The sequence below is a fragment of the Thioclava sp. JM3 genome, assembly GCF_002213185.1.
GTDB classification, from domain to species: domain Bacteria; phylum Pseudomonadota; class Alphaproteobacteria; order Rhodobacterales; family Rhodobacteraceae; genus Thioclava; species Thioclava nitratireducens.
Genome location: NZ_NBOB01000006.1, coordinates 350,228 through 365,345, shown reverse-complemented (window position 1 = coordinate 365,345; position 15,118 = coordinate 350,228). Strand labels below are relative to the sequence as shown.

Annotated in this window: 12 protein-coding genes and 1 tRNA gene; 9 read left to right on the top strand and 4 right to left on the bottom strand. The window is 65.3% G+C overall.

Annotated elements, in window-relative coordinates:
- Window positions 1-128: 128 nt before the first annotated feature.
- Complete coding sequence (locus B6V73_RS13835) at window positions 129-815, bottom strand: rhomboid family intramembrane serine protease (protein WP_088725520.1); 687 nt, start codon at window positions 813-815, stop codon at window positions 129-131.
- Window positions 816-943: 128 nt separating this feature from the next.
- On the opposite strand from B6V73_RS13835, the gene trpS reads away from it, so the two are divergent.
- The 5 genes from trpS to B6V73_RS13810 all read left to right on the top strand — a co-directional run bounded on the left by trpS (window position 944) and on the right by B6V73_RS13810 (window position 6,917).
- Entirely contained in the window at window positions 944-1,984 is a 1,041-nt protein-coding gene (gene trpS, locus B6V73_RS13830) for a tryptophan--tRNA ligase (protein ID WP_088719627.1), read from the top strand.
- Between the two features lie 284 nt (window positions 1,985-2,268).
- A complete protein-coding gene (locus B6V73_RS13825; RefSeq protein WP_075774097.1) occupies window positions 2,269-2,967 on the top strand; it encodes a type 1 glutamine amidotransferase in 699 nt (232 codons plus the stop codon).
- Window positions 2,968-2,979: 12 nt separating this feature from the next.
- The gene (locus B6V73_RS13820) at window positions 2,980-4,335 is read left to right on the top strand and encodes a glutamine synthetase family protein (protein WP_088719768.1); all 1,356 of its coding nucleotides are present in this window, start codon (window positions 2,980-2,982) and stop codon (window positions 4,333-4,335) included.
- A gap of 4 nt (window positions 4,336-4,339) precedes the next feature.
- The gene (locus tag B6V73_RS13815; protein ID WP_088725519.1) at window positions 4,340-5,641 is read left to right on the top strand and encodes an FAD-binding oxidoreductase; all 1,302 of its coding nucleotides are present in this window, start codon (window positions 4,340-4,342) and stop codon (window positions 5,639-5,641) included.
- A 91-nt stretch (window positions 5,642-5,732) separates the two neighbouring features.
- The gene (locus B6V73_RS13810; protein WP_088725518.1) at window positions 5,733-6,917 is read left to right on the top strand and encodes an aminotransferase class I/II-fold pyridoxal phosphate-dependent enzyme; all 1,185 of its coding nucleotides are present in this window, start codon (window positions 5,733-5,735) and stop codon (window positions 6,915-6,917) included.
- Between the two features lie 72 nt (window positions 6,918-6,989).
- Here the strand turns inward: B6V73_RS13810 and B6V73_RS13805 are convergent, their stop codons facing one another.
- Both B6V73_RS13805 and rlmB read right to left on the bottom strand, forming a co-directional pair.
- Entirely contained in the window at window positions 6,990-7,409 is a 420-nt protein-coding gene (locus B6V73_RS13805) for a CoA-binding protein (RefSeq protein WP_088725517.1), read from the bottom strand.
- A 193-nt stretch (window positions 7,410-7,602) separates the two neighbouring features.
- A complete protein-coding gene (gene rlmB / locus B6V73_RS13800; protein WP_088725516.1) occupies window positions 7,603-8,376 on the bottom strand; it encodes a 23S rRNA (guanosine(2251)-2'-O)-methyltransferase RlmB in 774 nt (257 codons plus the stop codon).
- Between the two features lie 128 nt (window positions 8,377-8,504).
- Here rlmB and B6V73_RS13795 point away from each other — a divergent pair.
- A tRNA-Tyr gene (locus tag B6V73_RS13795) sits at window positions 8,505-8,588 on the top strand.
- A 78-nt stretch (window positions 8,589-8,666) separates the two neighbouring features.
- On the opposite strand, the gene B6V73_RS13790 is transcribed toward B6V73_RS13795, so the two are convergent.
- Complete coding sequence (locus B6V73_RS13790) at window positions 8,667-8,972, bottom strand: hypothetical protein (protein WP_233242987.1); 306 nt, start codon at window positions 8,970-8,972, stop codon at window positions 8,667-8,669.
- A gap of 168 nt (window positions 8,973-9,140) precedes the next feature.
- Here B6V73_RS13790 and B6V73_RS13785 point away from each other — a divergent pair, with 168 nt between their 5' ends.
- From B6V73_RS13785 to B6V73_RS13775, 3 genes are all read left to right on the top strand, one after another.
- A complete protein-coding gene (locus B6V73_RS13785) occupies window positions 9,141-10,145 on the top strand; it encodes a hypothetical protein (RefSeq protein WP_088725515.1) in 1,005 nt (334 codons plus the stop codon).
- A gap of 101 nt (window positions 10,146-10,246) precedes the next feature.
- The gene (locus tag B6V73_RS13780; RefSeq protein ID WP_075774091.1) at window positions 10,247-11,530 is read left to right on the top strand and encodes an O-acetylhomoserine aminocarboxypropyltransferase/cysteine synthase family protein; all 1,284 of its coding nucleotides are present in this window, start codon (window positions 10,247-10,249) and stop codon (window positions 11,528-11,530) included.
- A 218-nt stretch (window positions 11,531-11,748) separates the two neighbouring features.
- Window positions 11,749-15,057, top strand: coding sequence for a hypothetical protein (locus B6V73_RS13775; RefSeq protein WP_088725514.1), 3,309 nt, complete (start codon window positions 11,749-11,751; stop codon window positions 15,055-15,057).
- Window positions 15,058-15,118: the final 61 nt, after the last annotated feature.

The window sequence follows — 15,118 nt, the reverse complement described above, 5'->3', positions numbered from 1 at the left end:
CGTCTCTCGCTGGGCGCTTTATCTCTCATGCCCGACGGCCGCTAATGCCTGCGCCGACTTCGCCAATGCGCCCTCCCGGTGGGAGGGTCGGGCGCGGCCCGGGGCTAGTCGCCCCTGGCCAGGAAGGCTCACCGACGCCGCAGCCGCTGCAACGTCCGCTGCATTCCGCCGGGCGCCACGAAGAAGCTCAGCACGAAGCCTGCCACGAACCCGACGATATCCGCGATCCAGTCGGGCCGCGCGCCGAAGATCATCGCAAACAGCAGCTGAATGCCCATCAGTGCGCCGATCAACGAGAAGGCCCGGAACTGGTTCGCATTTTCCTGCCCCAGTCGCGTCCACAGAATCCATGTGAACGCCCCGATCAGCCCGTAATCGCCGGGATAGCCGCCATAGAGCCCGATCTGCGTAAAGGGCAGCGCCGCATAGACAAGCGCGCCAAGGATCGTCGCCCCGAAGAAGACGATCGCCACGGCGAGGCCCGAGAACACCTCGCCCACCATCTTGCCCAGCGCCAAGAGGAACACGAGCACGAAGATCGCCTGAGTCACCGAAGCGTTGACGAACGGATAGGTCAGAATTCGCATCATCTGCTCGGGCGGATATTGCCCGGTCTCAACCATCGCGCGCATCACCTGCGGCGAGAAGGCGAATTTCTGCAGCGCGTCGAGCCGCCAGCCCGCCGCCTGCGCCCCGCCGATCAGCCCCGACTGGCCCATCGCGAAGAACAGCTCCGTCGCGATGATCGGCAGCGCCAGAAGCCAGACCACTGGCGGCAGCGGGTTCATCGGGTGTTCGTCATAGCCGTCGCGCATTAATGGTCTCCTGCTCGCGGGCTCAGTTGCGCCCTTTGCGCTTTAGCGATAAGCGAGCGGAGAGCGGATTTCCACCCCGGGAGATCCTCAATGGCGGGCTTCCACCCCCCGCAGATCAGGAGCATCAGATGAGCGAGCAAGCGCAACCCCTCAACGCCAATTTCAAACCGCGGATCTTCTCCGGCATCCAGCCCTCGGGCGGGCTCACGCTGGGCAACTATCTGGGCGCGCTCAAGCGCTTCGCCCAGAAGCAGGACGAAGGAATCGAGACGATCTACTGCCTCGTCGACCTGCACGCGATCACGGTCTGGCAAGAGCCCGAGGCGCTGCGCCGCAACACCCGCGAGGCAGCTGCCGCCTTCATCGCCTCAGGCGTCGACCCGAAACGCTCGATCCTGTTCAACCAATCGCAAGTGTCGGCCCATGCCGAACTGGCCTGGGCGCTGAACTGCGTCGCGCGTCTGGGCTGGATGAACCGGATGACCCAGTTCAAGGACAAGGCGGGCAAGAATGCCGAGAAGGCCTCGCTGGGCCTCTATGCCTATCCCGCCCTGATGGCCGCCGACATCCTGCTATATCACGCGACGATGGTGCCGGTGGGCGAGGATCAGAAGCAGCACGTCGAATTGACCCGCGACATTGCGGCCAAGTTCAACCACGACTACGGGACCGAGTTCTTTCCCTCCCCCGAGCCGCTGATCGAAGGCGCCGCTACCCGGGTGATGTCCCTGCGCGACGGCACCAAGAAGATGTCGAAATCCGACCCCTCGGACGCGAGCCGCATCAACCTGACCGACGATGCCGACACGATCGCCAAGAAGATTCGCAAGGCCGTGACCGACCCCGAGCCCCTGCCCTCCGAGATCGAGGGGCTCAAGGACCGAGCCGAGGCGCGCAACCTCGTGAACATCTACGCCGCGCTGGCCGACATGACGCCGACCCAAGTGCTGGGCGAATATGGCGGCGAGGGCTTCGGCAAGTTCAAACCGGCGCTGGCGGAGCTCGCGGTCGCGAAGCTCGCCCCGATCTCGGACGAGATGACCCGGCTGATGAACGACCCTTCCGAGATCGACAATATCCTGGGCGATGGCGCGAACCGGGCCGACGAGATCGCACAGCCGATCCTGGGCCAGACGCTCGAGATCATGGGAATGATCCGCTCGCGTTAAGCGTCGAGAACGGGGGCTCTGCCTCCGTTGCCGGAGGGCGACAAAACCAAAGGAAGAGGGGGCGCTGCCCCCTCGGGCTATCGCCCTCCCCCCGGGATATTTCGCCCAAGCCGAAACGAATCTTCCTCTTGATGGAAATATCCCGGGGGAGGCGCGCACGCGCCGGGGGCGGAGCCTCCCTTCGCGCCTTCCGGTCGCGATCCGGCGAACCAGCAGCGCCCCCCTTGCCGCCGCTCACGGCCCGCACTACGCTTCGGCAACAAGAGCTTACGAGCGGACCTCCCATGCGTATCGGCATTCTCCAAACCGGCCAATCCCCCGACGTTCTGCGCGACAAGGCGGGCGATTATCCCGACATGTTCGAAGCCCTGCTCGCCGGGCGCGGCCTCGAATTCCAACGCTACGACGTCGAGCATATGCACTTCCCGAAAGACGTGCATGAATGCGACGGCTGGCTGATCACCGGCTCCCGTCACGGCGCCTACGAGGATCATCCCTTCATCAAGCCACTCGAGACGTTCATCCGCGACGCCCATGCCGAGAAGGTGCCGATGGTTGGCATCTGTTTCGGCCACCAAATCATCGCGCAGGCGCTTGGCGGCAAGGTCGAGAAATTCTCCGGCGGCTGGGCCGTAGGCCCGCAGGATTACGATTTCGGCGGCGAGGTGATCGCACTCAACGCGTGGCATCAGGATCAGGTGACCGAGCTGCCGCCGGGTGCGACACCGATCGCGGGCAATGATTTCTGCGCCTATCCAGCGCTTACCTATGGCGACACGATCTTCACCGTTCAGCCCCATCCCGAGTTTCGCGACGAATTCGTGGAAGGGTTGATGGACACACGCGGGCGCGGCGTCGTGCCCGACGAGTTGATGGAGGCGGCCCGCACGCGGCTGGGCCGGCCCAACGGCGCGCCCCGGATCGCCGAGCGCATCGCCGATTTCTTCCTCAAGACAAGGGTGCCCGCGCACCCGGAAAGCTGACCGATGAGCGACATGAAGGACTGGACCGACCGCATCCCGCAAGCCGCACGCGATTACATCGAGGGTCGGCGTCTCGACGAGGTTGAATGCATTGTCGCCGATATAGCAGGGGTCGCGCGCGGCAAGGCGATGCCCGCGTCGAAATTCAAGTTCCAGGATCGCTTCTTCCTGCCGAACTCGATCTTCCTGCAGACGATCACCGGCGAGTGGACTGACAACCCCTCGGGCGCCTTCACCGAGCCGGACATGATCCTGACGCCCGATTTCTCGACCGCGACGGCCGCGCCATGGACGGCTGACTGGACCTTGCAGATCATCCACGACGTCGAGGACCAGCAGGGCAACCCGGTGCCGATCGCCCCACGCAACGTGCTCAAGCGCGTGCTTTCGCTTTACGAGGCCGAGGGCTGGGTACCGGTCGTCGCCCCCGAAATGGAATTCTTCCTCGTTGCACGCAATGTGGATCCGAACCAGCCGATCATCCCGCCGATGGGGCGGTCTGGTCGTCGCGCGGCCGCCAAGCAGGCCTATTCGATGTCGGCGGTCGATGAATACGGCAAGGTCATCGACGATATCTACGACTTCGCCGAGCTTCAGGGTTTCGAGATCGACGGCATCTTGCAGGAAGGCGGTGCCGGGCAGATCGAGATCAACCTCGCCCATGGCGACCCGGTCGAACTCGCCGACCAGATCTTCTACTTCAAGCGGCTGATCCGCGAGGCCGCCCTGCGTCAGGATTGCTTTGCCACCTTCATGGCGAAGCCGATCGAGGGCGAGCCGGGCTCGGCCATGCATATCCACCAATCGGTGATCGACACCAAGACCGGCGAGAACATCTTCTCGGACGAGAGGGGCGGCGAGACGGAGGCCTTCCTGCATTGCATCGCGGGGCTTCAGACGCACCTGCCCGCGGTGATCGCGCTGCTGGCGCCCTACGTGAACAGCTATCGCCGCTACGTCCCGGATTTCGCGGCCCCGATCAATCTTGAATGGGGCCGTGACAACCGCACGACGGGCCTGCGCGTGCCGATCTCCGGCCCAGCGGCGCGGCGGATCGAAAACCGTCTCGCGGGAATGGACTGCAACCCCTATCTCGGGCTCGCGGCCTCGCTCGCTTGCGCTTATCTGGGCCTCAAGGAAAAGCAGATGCCGAAGCCCGAATGCCTGGGCGACGCCTATATGTCGGCCGAAGACGTGCCGGTGAATCTGGGCGATGCGCTCGATCTGTTCTCGGAAAGCGCCCCGATCCGCGACGTGCTGGGGCCGGAATTCTGCGCCGTCTACGAGGCCGTGAAGCGCAACGAATACAAGGAGTTCCTACAGGTGATCTCGCCGTGGGAGCGCGAGCACCTGTTGATGAACGTGTGATGCGATGAACCTGCTCTTCGCCAATGACCGCAAGGGCGAGCACGCGCCGAGCTATTACGCGGCGACCGCGCTGACCGACCGGCGCTGGCCCGAGTTGAAGGGCCGCCACCGGGCGGATGTCTGCGTGGTGGGCGGCGGCTTAACCGGCCTCTCGGCGGCGCTGCATCTGGCGGAAAAGGGCTATTCGGTGCGGCTGCTCGAGGCCCATCGCGTAGGCTTCGGGGCGTCGGGACGCAATGGCGGGCAGGTGGGCTCGGGCCAGCGGCTGGAGCAGGACGATCTGGAGAAAGCCCACGGCCCCGAAATGGCGCGCAGGCTTTGGGATATCGGAGAGGACGCGAAAGCGCTGATCCGCGACCTGATCGCACGATACGAGATGGACGTGACCTTCCACCCCGGCATCGCCCATGCCTGCCGGACGCAATCCGAGGTCGCGCATTCCCACCACATGGCGGAGAAACTGGCCCGCGATTACGGCTACGATCAGGTGGAGCCGCTCTCCCGCGAGGCGCTGCACGCAATTCTGCCGTCGGAGGCCTATCTTGGCGGCGATATCGACCGGGGCGCAGGGCACCTGCATCCGCTGAACTTCGCCCAGGCCCTGGCGCTCGCTTGCGACAAGGCCGGCGTGGAAATCCACGAGGGTTCGCTCGTCCATCATATCCGTCCCGGCGCGCCGGTGCGCGTGCAGACCGAGCATGGCCATATCGATGCCGATCATCTGATCTTCGCGGCCAATGGCTATCTTGGAAACCTCGCCCCGCGCGTGGCTTCGCATGTGATGCCGATCAACAATTTCATCGTCGCGACAGAGCCGCTGGGCCCGCGCGTGGCCCAAGTGCTGCGCGAGAATATCGCCGTGGCGGACACGAAATTCGTGGTGAATTACTGGCGGCTCTCTGACGATAACCGCCTGCTCTTCGGCGGCGGCGAGAGCTACGGCTACAGGTTCCCCGATATCGTGCAGACCGTGCGCAAGCCGATGCTGGAGGTCTACCCCTCCCTTGCCGATGTAAAGATCGACTACGCTTGGGGCGGCACGCTCGCCATCACCCGCACCCGGATGCCCTATTTCGCACGGCCTTTGAAAAACGCGCTCTCGGCCAGCGGCTTTTCCGGCCATGGCGTCGCGATGGGCACGATGGCGGGCAAGATCATGGCCGAGGCAGTCGCGGGCCAAGCCGAACGCTTCGACCTGATGGCCAGCCTCGACGTGCCGGGCTTCCCGGGCGGATCGCTCCTGCGCAGCCCGCTTCTGGTCGCCGCGATGACGTGGTTCTCGATGCGCGACAAACTGGGGATTTGAGCCGGTCTCGGTTTCGTCATGAAAAGGTCACTGGAGAATTTGCCCCCTGCAGTGTAAGTATTTCTGAAAGTCAGTTTCAGGATATCTTGCCATGCCGCGTGACGGACAGACCGCCCCGAATTGCTACGACGCCGAGGCCATTCCCGAGGCCGCCCGGGCCGAAATCGATCGCCTTCTTACCAGCGGGGACCTGTTCCGCTACACCGCGGAAGACGCGCCGGTCGCCAAGCTGGAAGCCGAGTTCGCGGAATTCATGGGCGTCAAATACGCCGTGGCGGTGTCATCCTGCTCGCAAGCCCTCTTCCTGTCGATGAAGGCGCTCGACCTGCCGCGCGGCGCGCGCGTGCTGGTCCCGGCCTTCACCTTCGCTGCCGTCCCTTCCGCCATCGTCCACGCCGATTGCGTCCCGGTTCTGGTCGAAGTCGGCTCCAATTTCCGCATCGACCTCGACGATTTCCGGGCCAAATTCGACGACAGCATCGACGCGGTGCTAATCTCTCACATGCGCGGCCACACCTCCGATATGGACGTGATCATGGAACTGGCAGCCGAGAAGGACGTGCCGGTGATCGAGGACGCGGCGCACTCGCTCGGAACGCTCTGGAACGGCAAGAAGATCGGTACCATCGGCAAGATCGGCTGCCTCTCCTTCCAGTCCTACAAGCTGATCAACGCGGGCGAAGGCGGCATCCTGCTGACCGACGATCCGGAGCTCGCCGCCCGCGCGGTCATCATGTCGGGCGCCTATGAGCATAATTGGAAGAAGCATCCCGGCCTGCAGAACAGCTTCCATCACTGGCAGAACAAGCTGCCGCTATACAATTGCCGGATGCAGAACCTCTCCGCCGCCGTCATCCGCCCGCAGATCGCGGAAGTGGAGCGCCGCGTGAACGATGGTCGCGCCAACCACGACTATGTCGCGGAGCGGCTGAACACGAGCGACTGGCTCGACGTGCCGCCGCCCCTCGGCCCCGAAACCCGCGCCCCGGATTCGCTGCAGTTCAACCTCGCGGGCGATTGGTCGGATGACGAAGCTCGCAAGATGCAATCGGAAGCGAAAGCGCGCGGCGTCAGCGTGCAGGTCTTCGGCCTCAGCCAAGACAATGCGCGCGCCTTCTGGAACTGGCAGTTCCTCGGAGATGTGCCGGAGCTTCCGAAAACCCGAGAGATGCTGATGCGCGCTTGCGATACGCGCTTGCCCGCGCGGCTCAAGCAGCCCGATCTCGATTACATCGCCGATGCGATTCTCGAGGCCGTCAAAGCCGTGAAGGGCTGATCCGGTCTTCTCCTTGATCGAAATATCCCGGGGGCAAGGCCGTCAGGCCGAGGGGGCAGAGCCCCCCTCGCCTTACGCGACCATCACGCGCGGATAATCGATCTTCGGGCAACGATTCATCACGACTTTCACCCCCTGCCCTCGGGCTTTCTCGGCGGCAGCGTCATGCGACACGCCAAGCTGCATCCAGATCGTCTTGAGATGGGGCAGATGCGCCAGCGCCTCGTCCACGACCTCCGGCACCGCCTCGGAACGGCGGAACACGTCGACCATATCCACCGCGATCTCGTCGGGGATCGCGACGAGATCGGCATAGACCGTCTCGCCCAGCAGCTGCTGCCCCGCGAGCCCAGGATTGACCGGGATCACACGATACCCCTTGGATTGCAGAAACCGCGCCACTTCGTAAGAGGGGCGCTCCGGCTTGTGGGACATGCCGACCACGGCGATGATCTTGGTACTTTCCAGAATGTCGCGAATCTCGTCTTGCATCTGAAACCTCTCCTTTGTCGCAGCCCTCTAAGAAAAATGCGCCCAAGCCTTGAAGGCTGGGCGCAACAGTGGCGGAACGAGGGACAGTGAACTAGAGACGCAGCGGTTCCGAAGCTGCGCCTCAGACATCGAGATAGGAACGCATCCCGCCGCTTTTAAGGTCCAGGCCCTCATGATCGCGATTTTGTGACCATTACCGACTTGCAGATGCATAAAGAGACACCGCGGCGGCATTCGACACGTTGAGCGAACCGAATTCGCCCGCGAAGGGGATTCGCACCAGACGGTCGCAGGTCTCGCGGGTCTTCTCGCGCAGGCCCGGTCCCTCGGCGCCCAAAACGAGCGCCACCGGCTCCATTCCCGCCTCGGACAGCCCGTCTTCGAGCGACATCTTCGCCTCGCCCGCAAGCCCGATCAGCCGGAAGCCCATCTGGCGAAGCTCCTCCATCGCGTCGGAGAGGTTCTTCACCCGCAGATAGGGCTGACGCTCGAGCGCGCCGGAGGCGGTTTTCGCGAGTGCGCCGGTCTCGGGCGCGGAATGGCGATGCGGCGCGATCACGGCGGCCGCGCCGAACACCTCGGCCGAGCGCAGGATGGCGCCGACGTTATGCGGATCGGTGACGCGGTCGAGCAGCACCACACGGCGCGCCCCGAAGCAGACATCCTTCAGCGCGCCCCAATCGAGCGGCTTCACCTCGAGCGCCGCGCCCTGATGGACGGAGTCGGTCGTGATCGGCACGAACTTGTCGAACTTGCGGACATCGACGATCTCGGGCTCCATGCCCGACGCCTTGATCGCCTCGGCCAGTTTGTCGGCGGCGTTCTTCGAACAGACCAACCGCAGACGCTCGCGCATCGGGTTCTGCAGCGCATCGCGCACCGCATGCAGGCCGAAGAGCCACACGGTCTCGGCGGCCGCAGCGCGCTTGGCGCGTTCCTTATCGATCACCCAGGCTGGCTTTTTCATCGCGGGTCTCCTTTGGCCCCTACCTGCGCGGAATGACCTCGTTTGGCAAGCTCTGATCCGGAGCGCGATTTTTCGGCAAACTCTCTCTTGACGCCCCCCGCCCCCTTTTGTATCTCCCGCCCAGCGTCGGGTGACGTGCTGCAAGGTGCGGCAGCGGACTGTAACTCCGCCGGGGCGACCCACGCCTGGTTCGATTCCAGGGTCACCCACCACTTCCCCTTTCAGGAACTGGTGACACGCGGCTCCCACCGGGGGCCGCTGTGTTGAATAACGCCCATTCATTGCGCCATTTATTGCAGCACCGCCTTGCGGCTGAACCGTGCTTCTTCCGAACTGCCATCGTCATAGATCAGCTTCACCCGTACCTCGGAGACCGAGCCCTGCGGTTGGCTGACATAGACATTGTCGCCCGAGATCGCGTTGGGCTGGGCTGCGCCCTCGTGGCATTTCTCCATCTTGAACGATTTGGTGGGCGGCGCACCATTGAAACCGTAGCGAATCTCGCTCAGCCCGCAGCGCCACGCCAGAAGATGGGTGAAGTAGACCAGATCCTTGCCACCGTATTCCCGGATCGCGACCCAGGAGTCGCGGGTCATGCCGAGAATCGGGCGCACTTCGGCAGCGGTGGTAAAATTCTGCGCGTTCGCGGGGCCGCTCAATGCGACACCACACAGCGCCAACGCGGCTAACTTGCTTATCCGTATCACCTTTTACCCCTGAACTTTCTCGCTATACTGCGCTCAAATCCTCCGACAGGCGGCAGTATGGCGGCGAACGACCGGACTTCACAACCCTACAACATCTTCTGTGTTGCACAGGCGGGACGGCTGGAATTCGAAGCGATTCTGTTCGTATTGAGTTTCCGCGCCGCCAATCCGGACTTCGCTGGGCGCTTGCTGATCGCCGAGCCGCAACCCGGTCCGCGCTGGTCCGAGGAGACGCGGATCTCCGGTCCGGTCCGGGCGCTGCTCGAAGAGGTCGGCGCCGAGATCGTGCCCTTCGAGTCGAAGGTCTTCGGCCAGTCCTACCCCCATGGCAACAAGATCGAGGCGCTCGCCGCCCTGCCCGCGGGGATGCCCTTCGTATTCTTCGACACCGATACGGTTTTTACCGGGCCGCTGTCGCAGGTCGGTTTCGACTTCGACCGTCCATCAGCCTCGATGCGCCGCACCGGCACCTGGCCCGAGCCGCCGCTTTACGGTCCGGGCTATACCGGCATCTGGAAGTCGCTCTACGACAAATTCGGGCTGGACGGGTTCGAGGAGACGCTCGATCTGAGCCAGCCGGACGAATACTGGCGGCGCTACATGTATTTCAACGCAGGCTGGTTCTTCGGTCCCGACCCGGCGGAGTTCGGCGACCGTTTCCTGCGCTACGCCCGCGACATCCGCGACGAGACGCCGGATGAGCTGGCCTGCCAATCGCTCGATCCGTGGCTCGATCAGGTTGCGCTGCCGCTGGTGATCCATTCCTTCGGCGGCGGGCGCCCGGGACCCGAGCTCGATGGGCTCGACGGCGATGTCAGCTGTCATTACCGCGCGCTGCCGTTGATGTACGCGCGCGAGAGCGACACCGTGATCGCGACCGTCGAAGAGCTGACGTCCCCGAACAGGGTCAAGAAAGTGCTGAAGGCTTACGAGCCTGCCAAGAAGCTGATTTATCAGGGTAAGGGCCGGAAGCTGCGCGGGATCATCGCGGAGGAAGGCATGCCACGGCATGAGAAGGCGCTGCGTAACCGGATCAAGCGCGCGAAGCTCTGGATGCGCTGAGCCGCGCGGTCCTTCTCTGGCCTCTTATCACCGAAAACGAATGTGTTTGTCGGCCTCTCCCGGTGCCGCTAACGTCTCGGCAAGAAAAGAGGAGCCCCGATATGTCCGACTACGCATTCGACACCCTGCAAATCCACGCCGCAGCCGATCCCGATCCCGCGACGGGCGCGGTTCAGGTGCCGATCTACCAGACCACATCCTACGCCTTCAAAGACGCCGACCACGCGGCGCGCCTGTTCAATCTCGAGGAAGTCGGCTTCATCTATTCGCGCCTGACCAACCCGACGGTGATGAAGCTGGCCGAACGTGTCGCGGCGCTTGAAGGCGCGGCAGGCGGCGTGACCTGTTCCTCGGGTCATGCGGCGCAGATCATGGCGCTCTTCCCGCTGATGGGGCCGGGGCTGAACATCGTGGCCTCGACGCGGCTCTATGGCGGCTCGATCACCCAGTTCAGCCACACGATCAAGCGCTTCGGCTGGTCCTGCACCTTCGTCGATTTCGACGATCTAGACGCGTTGGAAGCGGCTGTGGACGAGAACACCCGCGCGATCTTCTGCGAGTCGATCTCGAATCCGGGCGGCTACATCACCGACCTTCCGGCGGTGGCGAAACTGGCCGACAAGGTCGGCCTGCCGCTGATCGTCGACAACACGCTGGCCACCCCCTACCTGTGCCGCCCGATCGAGCATGGCGCGACCCTCGTCGTCCACTCGCTGACGAAATACATGACCGGCAACGGCACCGTCACCGGCGGCTGCGTCGTCGATAGCGGCAAGTTCGACTGGTCCGCCTCGGGCAAGTTCCCGTCGCTGAGCGAACCCGAGCCTGCCTATCACGGGCTGAAATTCCACGAGGCGCTGGGGCCCATGGCCTTCACCTTCCACTCGATCGCCGTGGGGCTGCGTGATCTCGGCATGACGATGAACCCGCAAGGCGCGCATTACACGCTGATGGGGATCGAGACGCTGAGCCTCCGGATGGACAAGCACAACGCCAACGCCAAAGCGATTGCCGAATGGCTCGAGAAGGACCCGCGCATCGACTACGTCACCTATGCGGGGCTGGAGAGCTCGCCGTGGCATGAGCGTATGAAGACCGTCTCGCCGAAGGGCGCGGGCGGGCTGTTCACCGTCGCGGTCAAAGGCGGCTACGACGCCTGCGTGAAGCTGGTGAACAATCTCAAGCTGTTCAGCCACGTCGCCAACCTTGGCGATGCGCGCTCGCTGATCATCCACTCGGCTTCAACCACGCACCGCCAGCTGACCGAAGCGCAGCAGATCGCCGCAGGGGCCGCGCCGAACGTGGTGCGCCTGTCGATCGGGATCGAGAATGCGGACGACCTTATCGCCGATCTCGATCAGGCGCTGAGCGCCGCAACCAGCTGATAACACAGATGGCGCGCCGCGATGTCGGCGCGCCATCCATGACCGCGGATTGCATTTCCGACATTTCTTGCGTCGCTCCCCGCGTCTGCGCCGTTGAAACGGTGGAAAACCGGCAAATGCCCGCTCCGTCCCCGTCGCGGCGCTTTTCAGAAGATCGAATCTCCTTTACCAAGATGTGAACACTTGGACCGGACCGCCCCGAGGCGCGCGCAGCACCCATGAAACCCGATTTTGCATTGATCCTCTCGCATGATGGCATCGCTCTGGTGCACCGCGCGAAAGAGGGCTGGACGCTTCTGGGCGAGGCCGCGCTCGAAGGGGAGGACCCGATGGCCGAGGTCGCGGTCCTGCGCGACAAGGCCCGGGCGCAGGCTCCGCGCGGCTTCACTTCGAAGCTCGTGCTGCCGGATACGCAGATTCTCTATACCGCGATCTACGCGCCCGGTCCCAGCCCGGCGCAGCGCAAGAAACAGATCGAAGCGGCGCTGGAAGGCATGACGCCCTACCCCGTCAGCGAGCTGGTCTATGATTTCGCGGGCCCCGGCCAGACCGTGCAGGTCGCCGTGATCGCACGCGAGACATTGAAGGAAGCCGAGAGCTTCGCGCAGGAGAACGGCTTCAACCCGGTCAGCTTCGTGGCCGCCCCCGAACCCGGTGACTTCCCCGGCGAGCCGCAATTCGGCCTGACCTCGTCGGTCGCGCAGTACATTCCCGAAGGTGCGCATGTCGAGCCCGACAAATCCGCGCTGATCGTGGCTGTCGATCTGTCCGAGGAGGCAAGCGAGACGCCGGCGGAGGCCGTTCCGTCAGAAGCCCCGGAGACGGAGGCCACCGAGGTGGAAACCGCCGCTGCGCAGAGCGAGATGGCGGAGCTCTCCGACGACAGCGCAGTCTCGGAAACCGAACTGGCAGAATTGAGCGCGCTGGATCAGCCGGCGAGAGCGGAGGCCACGGCGGAAGAGGCTGATCTCACGCTGCCGGACGAGCCGGGCGAATTCTCCGAGTTGCTCGATGCGACGGGCGCCGAGCCCGACGCGCAGCAAGGCGCGCCGAGCGAGGACACACCCGCTGCGGTAAGCCCCGCCGCCAAGGCCGCCGAAGCGGTGGCGGCTGGCGAAGTCGCACCCGAGGAAACCGAGGCTGCGGATGCGGTCGAATTTGCCGAGGGCGAGCCGGATGGCGCGCTCTCCGACGACGCGGAGGCAGACAGTGCCGAGGAAACCTCGGACGCAGCCCTCGCCGCTGCTGGCCTTGCGGCCGCACCGGCCTTGCCGACCGCCGCGGAGGCCGATGCCAAACCTGAGGATGTGGCGCACGACGCGGAGAGCGACCAATCCGAGACTCTCGAAAGCGACGAGGACGACGACGATCTGCCGAAATCCGACGCCAGCGTTATCGCCGCCGCCTTCGCTTCGCGCCGCGACCACGCGGCGACGGTGACCGTGAACGACACGCCACCGCGGCTCGGCGGGGCCACGCGGCTCAGCCCGATGCCCGATCGCAGCAAGATCGCATCGGGCGACGCCAAGATCACCGCGCCCACGCTCGATTTCGACGAGCCCGATCCGCGTTTCACGCCGAAAGAACCGCAGAAAACCGGGGCGAAAGCGGGCAAGGCTACAGACCCCTCGGCGCGCACGGGGATCGGCGGGACGACCGCGCTCGGCGCGAAATCCGCGACCTCGTTGCTGCGCGAGGAGGCGAAGGAAGGGCCGGATGCGAGCACCGCCACCCCGGCGCCGATCGTCGAGCGTACGAGCGACAAGACTGTTTTCGGCGGCACCAAGCGGCCGACGACGGGCGGCAAGCCGCGCCATCTCGGGCTGATGCTCACCGGCGCGCTGGTGCTGGTACTGGCGATCATCGCGCTCTGGACCACACTGCTCGACGATCCCGCACCGGTTGATGCGCCGGTGGACGCCATCGCCGAAGCGCCCGCCCCGGCCGCGGGTGACGCGCCAGAGCAGACCGCCCTTGCCCCGGCCACTCCTGACGTGGCGGCCCCCGAGGCAACGCAATCCGACGCTCAGGCTCAGGCCAACCAATCCGCTCCTCAAGACGAGCAAGTCGCGGCGCTCGCCCCGGCTGATGCGCAACCCGCCCCGTCGGAACAAAGCGACGCGGTCACCACGGCCGCGCCCGCCACCGCCGCGCCAGCGCAGGATCAGGCGCCCACGCAGAGCGGCGCCGACGCACAGCCCTCTGACACGCAGCCTGCCGATACGGCTGCGGCAGAGCCGCTCGCCGACGCACAGGCGACCGCTTCGGACATCACGGCGTCCGACACGGGCGACACCGCCCCCGACACCATGCCCAATTCGCAGGCAGAGACTCCGGACGCCACGGCTGAGACGCAAACGGACGTTGCGGCAAACGACGCGACCGCCAGCGAAACCGCACAAAGCGACGCGACCGAAGCTCCCGCAACCGAGGCGCAGATCGCGTCGCCTGCGACGCCGCCCGCAGAGCTTCCGGCCTTCACCGCGACGCCGCTCGCCCCGCCGAGCGCCGATACGCTGCAGAGCGACACGCAGCCCCCAGACACCCCGCCTGTCACGCCGACGGAGGACGGAGTGGAAATGCCGGGCGGCTTCACGCTTTACGCGGGCGCGCCCGCCGTCACTCCAGGCCCCCGCCCCGAAGCCGTCGCGCAGGCCTATGCCGCGACCCAGCCGATCACGCCGGAAGGCACGCTCGGCGCGATCCCGTCGCTGTCGGGATTCCGTCCCGCGGACAAGCCCGCCGACCTCACCGGCGCAACCGCAGCGCCAAATGAGACCGATCCCGCCACGCAGGCTGATCCGAACGATCAAGGCGCGCTCGACCCGGCACTTCAGCCCAATCCCGAACTCCAGACGACGCGCCCGACGGCTCGCCCCGACGCGGTGACCAAGCTCGCCACAACGCAGGCGCCCGCCTCGGAATCCGCAGCGGTCGCGAACCCTGAACTCGCGGCACTGCGGCCACCGCGCCGTCCGGCATCGATCCAGGAGTCGGTCGCCGCCGCCGTGCAGGCGCAAGATGAAGCCGTCGCCGAGAACGCCGATCCCTTCGCCGGCGCGACCGCTCTGGCGGTGGCGCGCTCCGCCGTCCCGCCGACGAAACCGCGTAACTTCTCGCGTTCCGTCGAGAACGCCCTGGCCGCTGCGATCGCCGCCGAGCCCGCGCAAACCGTCGCCGCCGCCGCCGCGCGCGCCCCGGTCGCCACGCCCGTGCCCGACCCGCGGCCCGCCGATCTCGACGAACCGGAACCCACTGCCGCGCCGACGCGCCTGCCGACCTCTGCCTCCGTCGCCAGACAAGCGACCGAGAAGAACGTCATCAACCTGCGCAAGATCAACCTGATCGGGCTTTACGGCTCCTCGTCGAACCGCCGCGCCCTTGTGCGGCTCTCGAACGGGCGCTTCGTCAAAGTGGGGGTGGGCGACCGGCTGGATGGCGGGCGGGTGACGCAGATCGGCTCCAATGCGCTGACCTATAAGAAAGGGTCGCGCAGCCTGACGCTGAAGCTGCTGCAAGAGGGCTAAACGCGCGCGGCGTAATCATTCGCGACCTTGAACCCTTGCGCACGGTCTGCGCTGGATTACG

Excerpts from the sequence above, each read along its gene's own strand:
- B6V73_RS13835 (WP_088725520.1), bottom strand. The coding sequence starts at position 815 with ATGCGCGACGGCTATGACGAACACCCGATGAACCCGCTGCCGCCAGTG.
- trpS (WP_088719627.1), top strand. The coding sequence starts at position 944 with ATGAGCGAGCAAGCGCAACCCCTCAACGCCAATTTCAAACCGCGGATC.
- B6V73_RS13825 (WP_075774097.1), top strand. The coding sequence starts at position 2,269 with ATGCGTATCGGCATTCTCCAAACCGGCCAATCCCCCGACGTTCTGCGC.
- B6V73_RS13820 (WP_088719768.1), top strand. The coding sequence starts at position 2,980 with ATGAAGGACTGGACCGACCGCATCCCGCAAGCCGCACGCGATTACATC.
- B6V73_RS13815 (WP_088725519.1), top strand. The coding sequence starts at position 4,340 with ATGAACCTGCTCTTCGCCAATGACCGCAAGGGCGAGCACGCGCCGAGC.
- B6V73_RS13810 (WP_088725518.1), top strand. The coding sequence starts at position 5,733 with ATGCCGCGTGACGGACAGACCGCCCCGAATTGCTACGACGCCGAGGCC.
- B6V73_RS13805 (WP_088725517.1), bottom strand. The coding sequence starts at position 7,409 with ATGCAAGACGAGATTCGCGACATTCTGGAAAGTACCAAGATCATCGCC.
- rlmB (WP_088725516.1), bottom strand. The coding sequence starts at position 8,376 with ATGAAAAAGCCAGCCTGGGTGATCGATAAGGAACGCGCCAAGCGCGCT.
- B6V73_RS13790 (WP_233242987.1), bottom strand. The coding sequence starts at position 8,972 with ATGACCCGCGACTCCTGGGTCGCGATCCGGGAATACGGTGGCAAGGAT.
- B6V73_RS13785 (WP_088725515.1), top strand. The coding sequence starts at position 9,141 with ATGGCGGCGAACGACCGGACTTCACAACCCTACAACATCTTCTGTGTT.
- B6V73_RS13780 (WP_075774091.1), top strand. The coding sequence starts at position 10,247 with ATGTCCGACTACGCATTCGACACCCTGCAAATCCACGCCGCAGCCGAT.
- B6V73_RS13775 (WP_088725514.1), top strand. The coding sequence starts at position 11,749 with ATGAAACCCGATTTTGCATTGATCCTCTCGCATGATGGCATCGCTCTG.